At 53.5% G+C, this 3,612-nt stretch carries 7 protein-coding genes and 1 pseudogene; 6 read left to right on the forward strand and 2 right to left on the reverse strand.

Translation table 11 applies throughout. From position 1 onward, the window contains the following. Positions 1-104, forward strand: a pseudogene (locus IQ273_RS36205) (DDE transposase); the annotation flags it as partial. Between the two features lie 93 nt (positions 105-197). Then, positions 198-503, forward strand: a complete 306-nt coding sequence (locus IQ273_RS31685) for a hypothetical protein (protein ID WP_194027064.1) — start codon at positions 198-200, stop codon at positions 501-503. A 92-nt stretch (positions 504-595) separates the two neighbouring features. Here the strand turns inward: IQ273_RS31685 and IQ273_RS34605 are convergent, their stop codons facing one another. Then, positions 596-724, reverse strand: a complete 129-nt coding sequence (locus IQ273_RS34605; protein ID WP_255534763.1) for a hypothetical protein — start codon at positions 722-724, stop codon at positions 596-598. 74 nt (positions 725-798) lie between these two features. On the opposite strand from IQ273_RS34605, the gene IQ273_RS31690 reads away from it, so the two are divergent. From IQ273_RS31690 to IQ273_RS31705, 4 genes are all read left to right on the forward strand, one after another. Further along, on the forward strand, positions 799-1,041 hold the full coding sequence (locus tag IQ273_RS31690) for a hypothetical protein (RefSeq protein ID WP_194027065.1): 243 nt from the start codon (positions 799-801) through the stop codon (positions 1,039-1,041). Further along, complete coding sequence (locus IQ273_RS31695) at positions 1,038-1,295, forward strand: type II toxin-antitoxin system RelE/ParE family toxin (protein WP_194027069.1); 258 nt, start codon at positions 1,038-1,040, stop codon at positions 1,293-1,295. Before IQ273_RS31690 ends, IQ273_RS31695 begins: the two co-directional genes overlap by 4 nt. Positions 1,296-1,385: 90 nt before the next feature. Next, a complete protein-coding gene (locus IQ273_RS31700; protein WP_194027066.1) occupies positions 1,386-2,327 on the forward strand; it encodes a glycosyltransferase family 2 protein in 942 nt (313 codons plus the stop codon). A gap of 54 nt (positions 2,328-2,381) precedes the next feature. Next, positions 2,382-2,693 (forward strand): hypothetical protein, encoded by a 312-nt coding sequence (locus IQ273_RS31705; RefSeq protein WP_228054263.1) that lies wholly within the window; start codon positions 2,382-2,384, stop codon positions 2,691-2,693. A 52-nt stretch (positions 2,694-2,745) separates the two neighbouring features. Here IQ273_RS31705 and purU read toward each other — a convergent pair whose 3' ends face one another. Next, positions 2,746-3,600, reverse strand: coding sequence for a formyltetrahydrofolate deformylase (gene purU / locus IQ273_RS31710; RefSeq protein ID WP_194027068.1), 855 nt, complete (start codon positions 3,598-3,600; stop codon positions 2,746-2,748). Positions 3,601-3,612: the final 12 nt, after the last annotated feature.

The following is a 3,612-nucleotide window of genomic DNA, read 5'->3' on the forward strand; positions in this document are numbered from 1 at the left end:
AGGAGAAACTGCCGCTTTATCTGGGGTTCTTTGAGTTCGTACACAATGCCCGTAAGCGAGGAAAGGCACTGCTGGGCAACCTATTGGAGACCTTGTTGAACTAGCTCCCCAAAATCCGTATTGAGCCTAATTTAATAGCCTTAGGATGTTATAAAAACATTTACTCTTCTAAGAAAAGGCCAGAAGCTCAAACCAAATTGCTGGCTCAATATATATCAGAAAACCTGGGCAAGCAGGAAATATGGGACTCCGGTGATAAATCCATAAGAATTCCGACAAGCTCTTTGTCCATGGGGAAACAAAATGGCGTGTTTGATTATGACATGAATATCCATCCGGAAAAAATTATGCCTTACGCAAAAGCTAAGGAGTTGTTGAAGTCAAAAAAAGTTGTTTTTGACAGCGCAAATAGAAAAATACATGCATCAATGGCAATGACGTACTATCAGTTATTCTGCGTAAATCAATTAGCAAATTTGCCATGGAAAGAAGCTCAGGCGTGAGCAAGTCAGGAATGGATTTGGTTACGGCAGACCCAACATATTGATATCCAGTTAGTAGGGTGGACACTGCCCACCATTAAATTTAAGTTGCTCTAATTAGTCCAATCTTCCTTAAAGCCAGTCAAGTTCAGCAGGTTGCATTGGGGCGATCGCCCCTTCCCCCAGTCACCAGTGCCCACCCTGCCGTAGCTGCGATCGCTTACCACAGGGAGTTGATACAATAGTCATACCGCTGCTGAGTGTAGGCTAAACCCTTGTCCAGCCTAGTGTCCAAAGCGCTGACGGAGTAATTTTTATGAGCAAGACCTTTAACCTCGCTATTCCCTTCGACTTTCTCTTGCAAGCGATCGCCAAGCTCAGCCCCGCCGACAAGAAGCGCCTCTGGGAGTTTCTCGATACCGATCTCCACGACTCCGCCGCCGACACCCTTGACCCCGAAGAAGAGGCCGAAGTAGCTACAGCCTATGCTGAATACCAGGCTGGAGACTTCGTCACCCTAGACGAGTACACCTCACAACGGTCTCAGCGGATGGCATAAGCTATTCCATCGTTGTACCCAAAAGCGTGCAAAAGCAGTTAGACAGGCTGCCCGAGCAGGTTTACCAGCGCATCCTCAAAAGAATACGGCTCTTGGCAGAAGATCCTCGTCCTGCTGGATCCCTCAAACTAAAAGGGATAGAGTTCGAGTACCGCATTCGCATTGGCGATTATCGTCTGCGTTACAAGGTTGATGATGACAGCTGCGTTGTTATTCTGAGCCGATGTCAGCACCGCAAAAACGTCTACGACTAAGCCCAACTTTGCTCAGCAAGTGCTTATCGCCTGGGCATTGGGGAAACCTTAGACATAGCCATAGGCTGAGCTAGCTAAGGAGCAAGGGCGATGAAATTTAGTCTGGTAATTACCACCTACAACCGGCTGGAGCTGCTGAAGCGGGCGATCGCTTGTGGTCTCAACCAAACCGTTCCTTGCGAAGTTGTCGTCGCTGACGATGCCTCCACCGACGGCACCGAGGAATATGTGCGCAGTTTAGGCGATCGCGTTGTCTACCACCGCAACACCCAAAACCTTAACCACGCCGCCACCGTGAATCATGGCGTGGCCGCCGCCAGCGGTGATTGGGTCAAGTTTCTCGACGACGACGACTATCTGACCCCAGACTGCATTGAGAAAATGACGAGCGCGATCGCTCAGCACCCCCAGGCGGTGCTCTGCTCCTGCCAGGCCATTCAGGTCGATGAGCACGGCACCGAGCTGCGCCGCACCCCCGCCACCGGCCCCGGCCAAGTCTTTTACATTCCCCAAAGCGCCATCCACTACGGCATGTTGATGGATCAGGTACCCTTCGGCACCCCCGCCCAGGTAGCGGCTCGCCGCGATGCCTTTTTGCAGGCGGGCGGCTGGGATACCACCATGACTACCAACTACGACGACATCGACGCCTGGGTAAAGCTGGCCGACTTTGGCGATGCGCTATTTATCAACGAGTGTTTGGCCTACCGCACCATCTGGGCTGGCAGTTATGAGCAAAAGATGTCGCTCAGCGATCGCATGGCGCTAAATTTGACCATCAAAGAGCGCATCTATGGGCGGGTAAGTGAGGGGTACCGCGATCGCATTCCCACCCTCGCCGCCATCGATCGATACCTGCACCTGCACTGGGGCCTAGTGGCCCTGCGACAGCGCCAGGTCAGCACCGCGCTAACGTTACTCGCGCCTGGAATGCTTTCGCCCCAGGCCTGGCGACTGCTAACCCAGGCCCGCAAGCTGCGCTCCACCCTGGAGGCCAATAGCCTGGTTCCTCGCACCGTCTTGGTACATTAGGCCCGGTGCATTAGACCTGGGTATGATAGAAACACCCATGCGTTGGATCAGGTAATGCAGGCCAGTGACTCGTCAGAGGGATTTCAACAGCAGGTCTTGTCAGAGCTGCGCCAAATTAATCAGCGCCTTGACCGCGTAGAGACTGACATCGGCAATGTCAAGACTGACCTGGGCCGGGTAGAAGTTGATGTCGAAAAGCTAAACTTCAAGTTTGACACTTACCAAAACGCCTCTGACCAGGTGATGCGGCTAGCCACCACCATCGTGATTGCGGCAGCATCGGTGGTGATTTTGTCGCCAGTTTTGCAGGCCATTGCTCCTGCGATCAGCACGTTAGTAACTGGCGTAGCCCCAGGTAACGGCTAAGGCTCAGCATTGGGTTAGTCCTTCTGCACTCAGGCGGTTGCGGCTTTACCCATTAAGCAAACACCACGGTGCGGTTGCCGTAGACCAGAGTGCGATTTTGTAGATGCAGCCGCACGGCACGGGCCAGCACAATGCGTTCGACATCTTTACCTTTGCGAATTAGCTCCTTCACATCGTCGCGGTGGCTAATGCGCACCACATCCTGCTCAATAATCGGGCCTTCATCCAGGTCGGAGGTGACGTAGTGGGCGGTGGCCCCAATGATTTTGACCCCCCGTTGAAAGGCTCGCTGGTAGGGGTTCGCGCCCATGAAGGCGGGCAAAAACGAGTGGTGAATGTTGATGACGCGATCGTACTGGTTAAGAAAATCTGGGCTGATTACCTGCATGTACTTGGCCAGCACCACCAGGTCGATGTTGTATTGCTTCAGCAACTCCAGCTGCTTTTGCTCTTGCTCGGCTTTAGTGTCTTTGGTGATGGGCAAGTGCTCAAAGGCAATCCCAAACTGATCGGCAACGGGTTTGAGGTGGGGGTGGTTGCTGACGATCAGCGGAATTTCGGCCTTGAACTCCCCAGCTTTGTGCCGCCAAAGCAGATCGAGCAGGCAGTGATCTTGGTGGCTGACCCAGATCGATAGGCGGGGCACATCGCCAGAAAAGTGGAGCTGCCAGGTGGCCCCCAAAGGCTGGGCGATCGCATTAAACGCAGGCCCAATAATCTCTCTAGGCAGGTTAAACCCCTCTAGCTCCCACTCCAGCCGCGACAAAAACAACCCTGCCTCGGGGTCGCGGTGCTGGTCGGCATGGAGAATGTTGCCGCCGTTGGCGTAGATAAAGTTGGCGATTTTGGCTACCAGCCCTTTTTGGTCGGGGCAGGAGAACAGCAAAATAGCGGTGGGAGAGGCCATGGAGGGTGGATG

Source organism: Nodosilinea sp. LEGE 07298, from assembly GCF_015207265.1.
Lineage (GTDB): Bacteria > Cyanobacteriota > Cyanobacteriia > Phormidesmidales > Phormidesmidaceae > Nodosilinea.